At 60.1% G+C, this 12,834-nt stretch carries 10 protein-coding genes and 3 pseudogenes; 11 read left to right on the top strand and 2 right to left on the bottom strand.

Features of this window, described 5'->3' with window-relative positions; all coding sequences use genetic code 11:
* The first annotated feature begins 13 nt into the window (after positions 1-13).
* From FHX16_RS25980 to FHX16_RS25960, 5 genes are all read left to right on the top strand, one after another.
* Entirely contained in the window at positions 14-1,135 is a 1,122-nt protein-coding gene (locus tag FHX16_RS25980) for a substrate-binding domain-containing protein (RefSeq protein ID WP_183756591.1), read from the top strand.
* 110 nt (positions 1,136-1,245) lie between these two features.
* A complete protein-coding gene (locus FHX16_RS25975; protein WP_183756592.1) occupies positions 1,246-2,412 on the top strand; it encodes a Gfo/Idh/MocA family protein in 1,167 nt (388 codons plus the stop codon).
* Entirely contained in the window at positions 2,409-3,983 is a 1,575-nt protein-coding gene (locus FHX16_RS25970) for a sugar ABC transporter ATP-binding protein (RefSeq protein WP_259131158.1), read from the top strand. The genes FHX16_RS25975 and FHX16_RS25970 overlap by 4 nt, the downstream gene beginning before the upstream one ends.
* Positions 3,976-4,911: an ABC transporter permease gene (locus FHX16_RS25965; RefSeq protein WP_183756594.1), complete on the top strand. Its 936-nt coding sequence runs from the start codon at positions 3,976-3,978 to the stop codon at positions 4,909-4,911. The genes FHX16_RS25970 and FHX16_RS25965 overlap by 8 nt, the downstream gene beginning before the upstream one ends.
* Positions 4,912-4,915: 4 nt before the next feature.
* Positions 4,916-5,236 carry a putative quinol monooxygenase gene (locus tag FHX16_RS25960; RefSeq protein ID WP_183756595.1) on the top strand — a complete coding sequence of 107 codons (321 nt, stop codon included), beginning with the start codon at positions 4,916-4,918 and terminating at the stop codon, positions 5,234-5,236.
* Between the two features lie 135 nt (positions 5,237-5,371).
* Here FHX16_RS25960 and FHX16_RS25955 read toward each other — a convergent pair whose 3' ends face one another.
* Complete coding sequence (locus FHX16_RS25955; protein ID WP_259131155.1) at positions 5,372-8,203, bottom strand: PAS domain-containing sensor histidine kinase; 2,832 nt, start codon at positions 8,201-8,203, stop codon at positions 5,372-5,374.
* 199 nt (positions 8,204-8,402) lie between these two features.
* Between FHX16_RS25955 and FHX16_RS25950 the strand changes: the two genes are divergently transcribed.
* The 4 genes and pseudogenes from FHX16_RS25950 to FHX16_RS31675 form a co-directional block, all read left to right on the top strand.
* A complete protein-coding gene (locus FHX16_RS25950; protein WP_259131153.1) occupies positions 8,403-8,894 on the top strand; it encodes a hypothetical protein in 492 nt (163 codons plus the stop codon).
* Positions 8,891-9,595, top strand: a complete 705-nt coding sequence (locus FHX16_RS25945) for a response regulator transcription factor (RefSeq protein WP_259131151.1) — start codon at positions 8,891-8,893, stop codon at positions 9,593-9,595. Before FHX16_RS25950 ends, FHX16_RS25945 begins: the two co-directional genes overlap by 4 nt.
* Positions 9,596-9,610: 15 nt before the next feature.
* Positions 9,611-10,918 (top strand): annotated as a pseudogene (locus FHX16_RS25940) (EAL domain-containing protein); the annotation flags it as partial.
* A gap of 42 nt (positions 10,919-10,960) precedes the next feature.
* A pseudogene (locus FHX16_RS31675) lies at positions 10,961-11,082 on the top strand (IS110 family transposase); the annotation flags it as partial.
* A gap of 700 nt (positions 11,083-11,782) precedes the next feature.
* Here FHX16_RS31675 and FHX16_RS25935 read toward each other — a convergent pair.
* Complete coding sequence (locus tag FHX16_RS25935) at positions 11,783-11,914, bottom strand: hypothetical protein (protein ID WP_259131148.1); 132 nt, start codon at positions 11,912-11,914, stop codon at positions 11,783-11,785.
* Between FHX16_RS25935 and FHX16_RS25930 the strand changes: the two are divergent.
* Positions 11,908-12,155 (top strand): annotated as a pseudogene (locus FHX16_RS25930) (hypothetical protein); the annotation flags it as partial. The gene FHX16_RS25935 and the pseudogene FHX16_RS25930 sit on opposite strands and share 7 nt — an antisense overlap.
* Before the next feature lie 101 nt (positions 12,156-12,256).
* Positions 12,257-12,475 carry a hypothetical protein gene (locus tag FHX16_RS25925; protein ID WP_259131146.1) on the top strand — a complete coding sequence of 73 codons (219 nt, stop codon included), beginning with the start codon at positions 12,257-12,259 and terminating at the stop codon, positions 12,473-12,475.
* The last annotated feature ends 359 nt before the right edge of the window (positions 12,476-12,834 follow it).

The following is a 12,834-nucleotide window of genomic DNA, read 5'->3' as shown; positions in this document are numbered from 1 at the left end:
GGAGGAGAAAGTGATGATAAAAAGACGAGCTCTGTTAGGCACGGCCGCCGTGCTGGCGCTCACTCTTGCATATGGTGCACCGGCATTTGCCGATCCGGATACCGCGCTGGCGGAGCTTCAGAAGACGGTTCTTTCCAAGGGACCTTCAGGAGAATCTCCGTCGCCTGCCTCCGATGTCACGTTGAGCGATGAGGAACTGGCCAAGATCAAGGCGATGAACGCGACGGCCGCCATCGTCATGCATTACGGCGGCAACGACTGGTCGCGCGCCCAGATCAACGGCTTGCAGACACAGTTCGCCGCCATGGGTATCAAGGTCCTTGCGGTGACCGACGCCGGCTTCAAGCCGGAAAAGCAGGTCTCCGACATCGAGACAATCATGGCGCAGAAGCCGAGCATAATCGTATCGATCCCGACCGACCCGACGGCGACAGCCGGGGCCTACAGGGCGGCGGCGGAGGCTGGCACCAAGCTCGTTTTCATGGATAACGTGCCGACCGGCTTTGTGGCCGGGAAGGATTACGTGTCAGTGGTGTCGGCTGACAACTACGGCAACGGCGTCGCCGCTGCGCATCTCATGGCGAAGGCGTTGAAGGGGGAGGGTGATATCGGACTTGTCTTCCATGCTGCCGACTTCTTCGTCACCAAGCAGCGCTACGATGGCTTCAAGGCGACGATCGCGTCCGACTACCCCAATATCAAGATCGTGGCCGAGCAGGGCATCGGCGGACCCGACTTCTCGGGTGATGCGGAGAAGGCGGCGTCCGCGATCCTCACCTCCAACCCGAACATCAAGGGCATCTGGGCGGTCTGGGACGTGCCGGCCGAAGGCGTGATCTCGGCAGCGCGCGTTGCCGGCCGCGACGATCTCGTCATTACCACGATCGATCTCGGCGAGAACGTGGCGATCTCAATGGCCCAAGGCGGTTTCGTCAAGGGGCTTGGCGCGCAGCGGCCTTATGACGCCGGCGTGGTCGAAGCCAAGCTTGCCGGCTATGCGCTGCTCGGTAAGCAAGCGCCCGCCTTCGTCGCGCTGCCGGCTCTGCCAGTGACGCGTGAGACGCTGCTCGATGGCTGGAAGGCGGTTTATTCGGCCGAGGCGACTGACAACATCAAGTCAAGCCTCGGACAGTGACCGACCAGGCACGGGGCACCCAGGGTGCCCCGTGCCGAAAGACATGATCCGGCTTCGGCCGGTAGACGGAACGTGGCTCGCTGCAGCCGACCTCTTTCAGGAGAAAACTGATGACCAAAGTGATGAACGTCGCCATGATTGGCGGCGGCTTCATGGGCAAGGCGCATGCCATGGCCTACGCCTCCATGCCGATGTTCTTCTGGCCCGCACCGGCCATTCCCCACCGCAAGGTCGTCGTCGACGTGACAGACAGCACGGCGGACGAGGCGCGTCGGCGCTACGGCTTCGAAGAGGCGTCCTCGGACTGGCGGGCCGTCGTCAACCGGCCGGATATCGACGTCGTCGATATCTGCACGCCGAACAATGTGCATGCCGAGATCGCTATTGAGGCCGCTAAAGCCGGCAAGCACATCATCTGTGAGAAGCCGCTCGCCCGCACCGTCGCGGAGGCGAGGGCGATGCATGACGCGGTAAAGGCCGCCGGCGTCATCCATATGGTCGCCTTCAACTACCGCCGGACCCCGGCCGTGGCGCTTGCGAAGAAATATATCGAGGAGGGCCGCATCGGCCGTATTCTCAATTTCCGCGGCACCTATCTGCAGGACTGGTCTGCCGACCCCGATTCACCCCTTTCCTGGCGCTTCCAGAAGAAGATTGCCGGCTCCGGTACGGTCGGCGACATCGCCACCCATGTCGTCGATCTCGCCCACTATCTCGTCGGCCCGATCGCCGAGGTCAACGCGATCACCACCACCTACAACAAGACGCGGCCACTACAGCAGGGCGGTGTCGACAAGCTCGGCGCGGCAGAGAAGGCCGCGGACGCCGAACGCGGCGAGGTGGATGTCGACGATGAGGTTGTCTCGATGCTAAAATTCGAGGGCGACGCGATCGGAAGCCTGGAAGCCACCCGCAACGCCTATGGCCGCAACAACTTCATTACGCTGGAAATCCATGGCACCAAGGGTTCGATCCACTTCAACTACGAGCGCCGCGACGAGCTTCAGGTGATGTTTGCCGACGATCCGGCGGATGCCCGAGGCTTCCGCACTGTCTATACCGGTCCGGCGCACCCCTATGGCAACGGTCTTTGGCCAATCCCCGGTCTCGGTATCGGCTATTCGGAGACGAAGATCGTCGAGTGCTACGATTTCTTCTCGGCTATTGCGAAGAACCGGCAACCGAGCCCGAACTTCGAGGACGGGCTGCTGACGGAACTCGTCGCCGACGCCCTTATCCGATCCGGCGAAACTGGAAAGTGGGAGAAGGTGGGATGACTGCGAGCGCCGCTGCCGTCCGCATGACCGGCATATCCAAGGCCTTCGGAGGGGTACGCGCGCTCGACGACGTGTCCTTCGAGGTCTTGCCCGGGGAGGTCCATGCCCTGCTCGGCGGCAATGGCGCCGGCAAGTCGACGATCCTCAAGGTGCTTAACGGGGTGCATCGCCCCGACCAGGGCGCAATCGAGGTCGGCGGCTTGCCTCTGACGACGCATTCGCCGGAGGCATCGCGCGCGGCCGGCATCGCGATGAACTACCAGGAAATGAGTCTGGTCCCGACTTTGACGGTTGCCCAGAACATCTTCCTGACACGCGAATGCCGTGACGGCACGGGGTTTATCGATGACCGGGAAGCCGAGCGGCGCGCAGCGGACATTTTCGCGCTGCTCGACGTCTTCGTCGATCCGAGGGCCGTGGTCGGCGATCTCGGCGCCGGCCAGAAACAGTTGACGGAGATCGCCAAGGCGATCTCGCAGGATGCCAAGGTGCTGGTTTTGGACGAACCATCGACGGCGCTTGCCGTTCCCGATGTCGAGCGGCTCTTCATCTTCCTGCGCAAGCTGAAGGCGAAGGGGGTGGCAATCATCTATGTCAGCCACCGTATGGACGAGATCGCTCGCATCGCCGACCGCGCGACGATCCTGCGCGACGGTCGCCACGTCATCACTTCGCCGCTGAGTGAATTGCCGATCGATACGATGATAGAGCATATCGTCGGCCGACGCTCGAAAGGGCTTTCCGACGTCGAGCGCGGCGAGGCCGTCAAGGGCGAAGTGCTGCTGCAACTCGCAAATGTCAGCGGCCTTCAAAAGCCTAAGAACATTTCCCTGACGCTGCACTGCGGCGAAATCCTTGGGCTCGCAGGACTGCTCGGCTCGGGCCGTTCGTCGCTTGCGCGGGTGATCGCCGGCATCGACCCGGCCGTCAAGGGCGAGATATATATCAAGGGCCGCGCCGTCACGATCCGTAAGCCGGGCGACGCGATTGCCGCGGGTGTCGCGCTGGTGCCGGAAGCGCGTGCCACGCAGGGCATCATTCCCGCCCATTCGGTTGCCTCCAACATGATCCTCGCCGTCATCGACCGGCTTTCCAAGGGTGGCCTCGTTGATACCAAGGCGGCAAACAACCTGACCGACGCGCAGATCGAGCGCCTGCGCGTGAAAACGGCGAGCCGCGACCACGCCGTCTCGACGCTTTCGGGCGGCAACCAACAGAAGGTGGTTATAGGTAAGTGGCTGACCACCAATCCGGACATCCTCATCCTCGACGAGCCGACGGCAGGCATCGATATCGGTTCGAAATCCGAGATTATCCGTCTGGTTCGCGAGCTTGCCGCCGCCGGCAAGGGCATCATCATGATCTCATCCGAACTTTCCGAGCTTTTGACCGCCTGCGATCGCATTCTCGTGATGTCCGAGGGGCGCGTGCACCAGGATCTGGCGCGCGAGGCACTGGAAGACCCGGCGGTGCCCCCCGATGATCTTGCGCACCGTCTCCAGGCGGCCGAACAGCGGCTGCAGATCGAAATCCAGAAAGCCCTTGCGGTTCAAGAGGTATCCAATGGCTAACGCCTTCTTCGCCAACTGGCGCCAGAACATCATCTACATTGGTTTCGTGGTCATCTTCGTCGTCTTCGCGGTGGCGTTGGCCGACAAGGGGTTCCTCAATCCGAACAATTTGCTCAACATCGTGCGGCAGACGGCCATGATCGCCGTCATGGCGATCGCCATGACCTTCGTGCTCTCGGCCGGTGAGATCGATCTTTCGGTCGGCGCGGTCGCTGGCCTTTCGACCGTCACCGTTGCCATGGCGATCGCCGTCGGAGGACCGGTCGCCGGGGTCGGTGTCGGCATCGCTACGGGTCTTGCGGTCGGTATGTTCAACGGATGGTTGACCACCCGCATCGGCATTCCCTCGTTCCTCACCACGCTTGCCATGATGGGCATCGCCAAGGGCGTCGCCATGTGGGTTTCCGCGACGGCTGCCGTGCCGATCCTGTCGCCCGGCTATTCGTGGCTCTTCGGCGGCGGCAATCTCGGCCCGGTGCCGGTACTGCTCTTCTGGATGGCCGTGCTCGGCGGCATCGGCCACATCGCGCTGCGGCGCTCCGGCTTCGGCCGGCGTGTGTTGGCGACCGGCGGCGGCGAGACGGCGGCGCGCTATTCCGGCATCGACACCAAGGCAATCAAGTTCAGGGTGCTGGTCATCTCTTCCTCCGCGGCAGCGCTCGCCGGCATGCTCTACGCGGGACGCCTGCAGTCCGGTCGTTTCCAGCTCGGCGAGGGTGATGAACTCTCGGTCATCGCCGCGGCGGTGCTTGGCGGCACGAGCCTTTTCGGCGGCAAGGGAACCGTAATCGGCACTATCGTCGGCGCCCTGATGATCGGCCTCATCAATAACGGTCTCATCCTGATGGGGCTAGAATTCAGCCAGCAATTGATCGCCCGCGGCGGCATCATCATTCTCGCCGTAGCGCTCAGCCAGAAGCGGAGCTGATACCATGACCGTTTCGCTCATTGCAACGCTGACGGCCCGTCCGGAAACGCGAGATGAGCTGTTGCACCTTCTCGTCAATCAGGTCGAGCCTACCCGGTCCGAACAAGGCTGCATCGACTATAACCTTCATGTCGATGCGGGCGATCCTTGCGTGTTTGTGTTCTACGAGAACTGGAAGAGCCAGGCGGATCTCGACGCGCACATGGAAATGCAACACCTCAAGCCGCTGCTAAGCGAGATCGACCGCTTGCTCGCAAAACCGATCGACATATGGCGGCTACTTTTGGCGGAGGCTACTGGAATAAGTCGGTCGGACTGCGTCTAACCCGGGACACGGGCAGACCATCGCTAGTCTGTAGTCTAAGTCTAGGCGCGAAACGGCGAGGCCGCGCCTGTGCAACTCGGCGCTGGTGCGCGCGGCTTTGATCGTCCCTGTTCGACCTATCAAAGGCAGGGGTGCTCATCTATTATTTTCCGACGCGTCGATCGCCTCCCGCAAAGTTTCCGCGAGCTGCCGTCGCGTATAGGGCTTTGCAATTGGCCGGAATCGCGACGTGGCGCCGATGCGTTCGATGTCGGCGTAACCTGTGGCCAGGACAACCGGCAGGTTCGGATGACGCGCCATGATCTCCCTCGCCATGGCGTGGCCGTCAATCGGGCCGGGCATGACGACATCCGAGAAAACCAGATGGAATGGGCCGTCGGTTTCCACTATCCTCAACGCTTCCGTTGCATCACCGGAGCATGTGACGGAGTAGCCGAGCGAAACGAGTATATCGGCGGCGAAATCCCGGACCATAGGATCATCCTCCACGACGAGAATGCGCTCACTGCCACCCTTGAGCAGCCCATTTGAGATAGGCTCCGCGTATGTTTCCATAGAGGCAAGTCGGGGAAAAGACAGGAGAATGGTTGTTCCCTTGCCCGGCTCCGATTCAATTTCGATCCCGCCCCCTGATTGTCGCACGAAGCCGTACACCATGCTAAGACCTAACCCGCTGCCCTTGCCGAACGGTTTCGTGGTGAAGAAAGGCTCAAAGGCCTTTGCGCGCGTCTCCGCATCCATTCCGTCGCCGTTGTCGGAGATTTGGATCACCGCGTCGTCCCCGCTTTGCGCCGTCGCGATCACCAGCCTGCCACCATCCGGCATTGCGTCGCGTGCGTTGATGCACAGGTTCATGATGGACGCTTCCAGTTGCGCGGCGTCCGCTCTGACGTGACCTGCGGCCGGATCAAGCGCAAGGTGCAGGATGATCGTTTCGCCAAGAGCAGTCGACAGCAATCCCTCCATGGCCCGTATGGTTCTGTTGATGTTCAGCGACGCCGGCTCGAGGGGTTGCCGGCCCGCGAAGGTGAGGAGCTGGCGTGTGAGGGCGGCGCTTTGCCGCGAGGCCTTGTGGTTCAATTGCGCGATTGCAGAAAGTCGCGGATCGGCAATCTCGTCGGCTAATGTCTCCGCAGTCCCGATAATGACCGTCAGCAGGTTGTTGAAATCATGGGCGACGCCGCCCGTCAGTTGTCCTATCGCTTCAAGCCGCTGCGCCTGCAGCCGTTTTGCCTCGTTCAGCCGTGTCTCGGTGATGTCCCGAATGCCACCTACCATCCGGGTCGCATCGCCTGCGCCATTGCGGATGATATGGGCCTGATCGAGGACCTCGGCATAGATCCCCGTTCCGCGGCGGAAGCGAAATTCCTGCTGCCACGTTTCTGCTCGCCCATCAATTGCTGCATGCACGCTGGACACTACGCGTGCGCGGTCGTCCGGATGGATCTTGGATTCCCATTCCCGAAAACCGTCCTCCACCGATATGTCCTCATGCCCGAAGACGGAGGCCATATTGCTATTCCATTGTACATGACCTCTTGCAATGTCCCAGTCCCAGATCGCGTCTGTGGTCATCATGGCGACGATCGAGAAGCGTTCCTCGCTTTCAGCCAGCTTTTCTTCCGTTCGCTTTCTGTCGGTGATATCGCGACCGGTCGCGACAAAATGGGTGGCGCGACCAGCGGAGTCGACAATGGGTGCGATGCTCATGTCTACCCAATACTCGCGGCCGTCCTTTGCGTAGTTGACAAGTTCGGCTCGGATCGCTTCCGACCGCGCGATGGCGCTGTTGATCTCGTCGATGGTGTTGGCGTCAGTCCGCTGCCCCTGGAGAAAGCCGGGGGAGCGGCCGATCGCGTCGTGTGGGGAATAGCCGGTGATCCTGACGAAGGCCTCGTTGAGGTAAACGATCGTCTGGTCGCCCCCTGGCTGGGATGCGGCCTTGGTTATCATGACGAAATCCTCGATTCTCGAGATTGCCATTTCCAGCAGGTGCAAGTGCTGATCGGCCGCATGCCGCTTCGTTACATCTCGGAAATACACAGTCAGCCCTGCCGGACCCGGATAGGCGGTGACCGAGAACCATGCGTCCAGGGACTCGTAAAATACTTCGAAATCGGCCGTCTGGTTTTCGCGGACGGCGCGCTCGTAGTGCTGACGGATGATCCCCGAGGAGGCCTCCGGGAACTCCTGCCAGATCAGGCGGCCTAGAAGCCCCGATCGCGGGCGTTCCAGCAGACATTCGGCCTGATGATTAAGATAGGTGAAGCGCCAATCGGTATCGAGCTGGAAAAACGCATCGCTGATGTTCTCCATCGACTCCGCTAAGCGCCGCTCAAGATCCCTTGCCGTATTTTCCAGCCGCTTGCGCTCATCGATATCCTGGAGGGCACCCTGTATTCGGGAGATGTGGCCCATCTCATCGCGGATCCCCACGCCGATTGCGCGAACCCATTTCCGCCGGCCCGTGCAATCAATGATCTTCACCTCGGTGTCGTAGGGTAGACCGGTCGCAACGCAGGACTCGAAGTGCCGCGTGATCGCATCTCGCCATTCCGGCGCAAAATAGCCGATCCCTTCCTCGAAAGTAACCGGCCTGCCCCTTGGTCTCTCGTGGATCGCCCAGGTTTCATCCGACCATTCGATTCTCCGGTCCGGCAGATGCACCACCCATCCGCCGAGCTTGGCGGCCTTGCCGGCAATCTTGAGAAGAGCCTGGTCTCCAATGATATCTTGCGACCGTCGGGGAGCGTCGCGATGCAGGACCCCATCCTGACGGATTCGCCAAGCCATGATCAGCGTTGCGCCCATCACATAGAGCCATGCAGTCGTCGGCAGCCATGTCACGACGAAAGCGGAGATGGCGCCAACCAGCACTCCCCAGCAAAATCGATCCCTTGCACATTGCCTGAGACCGGTCATCAGGATGCCATAGCCCTTGCCAGCAGTTGCGTTTTTCCATTGCACGACTTGCATCCTCCTCAGACCTCGCTGATTTCAACCTCTCGATAGTCCCAAGCGATGCCGCAATCCATGAGGGATCACTAGATTTTACCTTATTTAAACTTGGCGCCACTGTCGCTTAACGGTGAGACGTTCTAATCGATGCCACCAACTGCCACCTTCCGCCCGCGGATGAGGTTCCGGCAAGCATGGAGGTCACACCGTGAAAGCGACAAAGAGAACGACCTATCTCAACCGCGTAGAATCCGACTACTTCAGCCGTAAGTGGTACCGCCGAAGCGTTACGCTCTTCTGCAATCTCCTCTTCACCGGAAAATGGATGCGTAAGACGCAAATCGTACGCTGCCTCGTCATGGAGATCAGCGAGGGTGGGGCGACGGTGCGGATTGGAAAGTCGCAGATTCCCGATCACCTTTACCTTGTTTTCGGCAGGTTTGACGTCTTGGTCGGCAGTATCGTTGTTGAGCGCGATCCGGGGGTCCTGCATCTTTGCTTCGTCAAAGAATTGAGGCCAGACTTCGTCAATCGGCTGGCACGTATGAACTCGCCGTTTTCCACCTTGGAAAGCCTCAGCCCAAGAACCATATCAGTTAGCGAAAACGTGCTGCCCATGCTGCGCCCAATGCCAGCCCCGCCCTATGATGGAGAGGAAAGAGGCTTTGGTTACCCCACCAAACATTCGAAGAGACCATGAACATAATGATCATCGAAGATCAGCGAGACGTCGTTGATATGTTGCGATTGAACTGGTCGGATTCCCGGGACCGGCTGGACTGTCTTGCATCCGTGAGGCAAGCGAACCGCTTCATTCATTCAAACGAACTCGCTGCCTATGATTGCATCCTCATCGACATCAACCTGACCGACGGGAGCGGGCTGGAGCTGCTTCGTGCAGCGCGCTCACGCTCCGACGTGCCTATCATCATGATCTCGGGCGTTGGAGACGCCGATAGCCGGGCGGACGCCATCAGTGTCGGTGCGGATGACTATGTGATGAAGCCGTTCAGCGTGAAGGAACTGCGCGCCCGTGTCCATCGCCTGCACGAAGCGCGATCAAGCCGCAGCGCTCTGCGGCAGAGCGTTGCTTTCAAGATCGGCAATATAGATTGCGACATCGCACGCCTTTCCATGAATTTCGACGGCGTCAATCAGCCGCTGACCGCACTTGAAGGAAGGATACTGCAGGTCCTTTTCAATAGTGTGGGAGAAGACTGCTCAAAGTCGTGCATTGCACGTCAGGCGCTCTTTCGTGAACACGATCCTCGCGACAAGACGATCGACGTGTACATCAACAGGCTGCGCGGCAAGCTTGCAGAACTGGATGCCGCGAGCGGTGAGGTCATCAAGACGGTCCGCGGTGTGGGCTATCGCCTGAGCGAAATCCAACAACGGTAGGAATAGAAGAGCCATATGCTTCAGTGTGTTGACCGTCACCTGACTTCCGCGGAAACGTTTGGACGCGAAGGCCCCTCGCCGAACGAAGCGGCTCGCCTCAAACGTCTGAGAGAACTGTCCATTGTGTCGTCGGGTGCGGATCCGGTGCTCGATGCACTGGTCGAAGCTGCTTGCCTTGCGGCCGATGCGCCGATTGGCCTCATCACCTTGCTGGACGGCGAACGTCAGTGGTTCAAGTCGAAGCGGGGCATTGATGGTGTCGGGTCTTCCAGGGTGGATGCCTTCTGCGACTACACGATCCAGTCGTCGAGCCCCTTCGTTGTGCCGGACGCCGCTCGCGATGTCCGTTTTGCAGAAAACCCTTTCGTCACGGGAAACGATAGAATCCGATTCTATGCCGGCGTGCCGCTGGAGATCGAGCCTGGGCTTCGGCTCGGCTCGCTCTGCGTTCTCGATCGGGTGCCGCGACGTCTCGGGGCCGACGTACGCGGCTTGCTGGCTCGGCTGGCGCGTTGCGCCGTGGAACGTCTCCTGCAATCCGAAGACCGGTATCTGTTGACCCGGATCGATTCTGGTCGGCTCAATCGCGCGAAATTAGACAAGGCGGCGCTGGCCCTGGCGGAAGAGGCGCTCGCGGAGGGTCTCTTCGCGCTCCATTACCAGCCGAAGATTGCGCTCGATACCGGACGGCGCGTCGGCTTTGAGGCACTTCTGAGGCTGAAGAGAGCAGATGGCTCGGCAATCGGTCCGGCGGCCTTTGCCGCGGCTCTGGATGACCCAGCACTCTCCAGGCGCATCGGCAGTTTTGTGCTGCAGTGCGCCGTCGCACAAGCCAGGGCGTGGGTGACGGCCGGCGTCGATTTCGGGCATATCGCGATCAACGTTTCGTCGTCGCAGTTAGTCGCGTTTCCCGACAGCCGCTGCCTTGTCGATGAAATCCTGGACGCGACCCGGTCGGCAGGACTGTCGCCTCGACATCTCCAGATCGAGGTCACGGAAGGGGTCATGCTGTCGGAGCAGGGCGTCGATATAGGCATGCAGCTCGAGGCGCTGCGGGCGGCGGGCTTCATCGTTGCCTTTGACGATTTCGGCACCGGCTTCGCGTCCCTCGTACACCTTAAGGAACTTGCCTATGACCAGATCAAGATCGACGGCGCCTTCGTGCGTGCAATGACAAGTTCCAACGCCGACCTTGCCATTGTTAAGGCCATCATCGATATGGCAACGGCACTGGGAAAGCACGTTGTCGCCGAGGGTGTGGAAACCGTGGAAGAGCTTTCCGCACTACGAGAGCTTGGTTGTCACTATGGCCAGGGGTTCCTTTTCGGCCGGCCCGCCAGCGCCTGTGATGTAGAGGAGCCGCCCCTGTGGGAGAGACCAAGCGTTGATGCGGATGGGCAGGTTGTTCTGCACGGTGCTTGCGACTGGGGCAGATGCACACCGTCTTCGAGAAGCTTGGCCCTTGCCTGATTGGCATGGAGGCCTGCGAAAAAAGCTCACCGCACACGCTGAAGTTGGACATGACGTCCGGCTGCCCCCCCGGCACGACCACCCTGTGCGAAGCTATCACGCGGCCATCGATGCACTTTGCAACGGACGGCGCTCATAGCCTCTGGTCACTTAGTCGAGCTTTTCCAAGAGTCAGATACGAGACAACAAGTAGCCAAAAAAGAAAAGTCTACAAATAGTTACGCCGCCCCTCCGACTCTAGTTTCTCAGGCAAAGGCGAGCCAAAACGCCCCAAGGAAGAAGTGAGGTGAAAAGGCGATCGACCGTCGCGTGCTCTGCGTAGTGATAAGCTTCAAGATCCAGCCCTAGTCTCGAAGTGGCTTGGGCCAACGTCGGGAAAAGACGGTGTTAAGCTGGAGCGAAGGGTACCTCGCCGCTTTCGCCGGGGCGGTCGGCAAGTATCATGATCAATGCATCCCGCTCCGGCCCAAATGGGCGCTGCTTCAAAAACGAACTCAGGGTAGTTGCTGTCTCATGACCGCCCGACGACGGGTTCCCGCGGTGAAGGACGACCTCTGTGTTGGTCACCTCATCGTGGCCCAGGAACCACCGATCACCATTCGTGCTTGAGGCAAATTCTCTTAGATTTTCCAAGTTGACGCTCCTTCTTTGAGGAAGATTGCCAGTGACCTGCCACTGAACTTTCATCCAGTGGCGATTAGAGCCCCGGCGGTCAGATCAGCTATCGCGCGACTTTCCGATGCTTAGCCTGTCTTTCCGCGCAGCCGGCGGCGGCTTGCGCAAGGACCCAAAGCCCGTTGCAAGGGCCCTATCTTCGATGACGATATCGACTTCGTTGCTGCTTGTCATCGTATTCTCGTATTCCTTGCGTGAAGAGCAGCCCCGCCGCCAGGTGGCTTCGCCATGCGGACGTGGATGTGACGGATATCGATCGGCGCAACTATCATCTTTTCCAGCCGCTACTTTATCAGGTTGCGACGGCCGGGCTTTCGCCGGCTCAGATCGCATGCCGATCCGCCGCATTCTCTCCGGACAGGCCAATGTCACCGTGCTGATGGAGCGTGTCGAGGGGATCGACAAGAAGAGCCGGGCATCGAGAGGGGTAAACCACCTATCACCAAAGTTTACGTCACGGTGCATATCCGATACACTACCGACCGACAGGGAAATAGGCATGCCTACGAAGAGGGGATGCGTCTGGCATGCCCGAACGGTATAACTTCGCCCTCCGGAGACGAAATCAGGCTCTCGATCCATCGCAGTTTCGAGGAAGGTCCGCTCCCGAGCAATGTCACCACATCGCTGACGGAGATCAGCCACGCCTCGTTCGCGCCGCGGCTGAAGTTCCAGCAAATCAAGTCCACAGTGGACGCAATGGAAGCGCTCGGCATCTGGGCTGGCGCCCTTTAGAACGACCGGTTGGTAGTAGCCATCCAGGTTTCCAACGCCTAATCCCGGATACCATGCGCCACCGTCGACATCGGCTGGTCATCGACCAGAAGATAGCCAACGCATGGGGACCGTCTGTCATTTGCTCTCATGGCTTAATCGGGACGAGCATTGAACCCCTGCCATCGCTGCGCGACCTCATTCGCCACCGCGCCCGACTGTAGGCACTCCAAAACGAATGCGGCCTTAATAACATCACGCCCAGACTTCGTGCGAACCTGCAATCTAGAGCATCGCACTTGAATTGAGAATCGAGTGGGGTTTTCACGAGGGTATCGGTGTGATTCACTGCGGTTGGAGGTGAATCACATGGGTAAATC

The organism is Rhizobium sp. BK661 (genome assembly GCF_024808825.1).
Taxonomy (GTDB): Bacteria; Pseudomonadota; Alphaproteobacteria; order Rhizobiales; family Rhizobiaceae; genus Rhizobium.
The sequence above is the reverse complement of the archived record's forward strand: the minus strand, read 5'-3'. Positions and strand labels throughout refer to the sequence as shown.

What these genes read in the sequence shown, in the direction of transcription:
- FHX16_RS25970 (WP_259131158.1), top strand. Translation starts at nt 2,409, where the DNA reads ATGACTGCGAGCGCCGCTGCCGTCCGCATGACCGGCATATCCAAGGCC.
- FHX16_RS25975 (WP_183756592.1), top strand. Translation starts at nt 1,246, where the DNA reads ATGACCAAAGTGATGAACGTCGCCATGATTGGCGGCGGCTTCATGGGC.
- FHX16_RS25965 (WP_183756594.1), top strand. Translation starts at nt 3,976, where the DNA reads ATGGCTAACGCCTTCTTCGCCAACTGGCGCCAGAACATCATCTACATT.
- FHX16_RS25925 (WP_259131146.1), top strand. Translation starts at nt 12,257, where the DNA reads ATGCGTCTGGCATGCCCGAACGGTATAACTTCGCCCTCCGGAGACGAA.
- FHX16_RS25960 (WP_183756595.1), top strand. Translation starts at nt 4,916, where the DNA reads ATGACCGTTTCGCTCATTGCAACGCTGACGGCCCGTCCGGAAACGCGA.
- FHX16_RS25980 (WP_183756591.1), top strand. Translation starts at nt 14, where the DNA reads ATGATAAAAAGACGAGCTCTGTTAGGCACGGCCGCCGTGCTGGCGCTC.
- FHX16_RS25945 (WP_259131151.1), top strand. Translation starts at nt 8,891, where the DNA reads ATGAACATAATGATCATCGAAGATCAGCGAGACGTCGTTGATATGTTG.
- FHX16_RS25935 (WP_259131148.1), bottom strand. Translation starts at nt 11,914, where the DNA reads ATGACAAGCAGCAACGAAGTCGATATCGTCATCGAAGATAGGGCCCTT.